This is a genomic window from Bacillus cereus (assembly GCF_007678085.1).
Taxonomy (GTDB): domain Bacteria; phylum Bacillota; class Bacilli; order Bacillales; family Bacillaceae_G; genus Bacillus_A; species Bacillus_A cereus_BE.
Genome location: NZ_VEDW01000061.1, coordinates 1 through 211, shown reverse-complemented (window position 1 = coordinate 211; position 211 = coordinate 1). Strand labels below are relative to the sequence as shown.

The window sequence follows — 211 nt, the reverse complement described above, 5'->3', positions numbered from 1 at the left end:
CTGGGCTAGCTGGATTCGAACCAGCGCATGACGGAGTCAAAGTCCGTTGCCTTACCGCTTGGCTATAGCCCATTAATATTTACTAGTATGGTTATCTTTTCAAAAAAATAAACCCTCTCAGGTTATTTTAAAGAAAATGGTGGAGGGGGGCAGATTCGAACTGCCGAACCCGAAGGAGCGGATTTACAGTCCGCCGCGTTTAGCCACTTCG

1 tRNA gene is annotated in these 211 nt (G+C 47.4%); it reads right to left on the bottom strand.

From position 1 onward, the window contains the following. Positions 1-72 (bottom strand) — tRNA-Gln (locus FS742_RS27380). Positions 73-211 lie beyond the last annotated feature (139 nt).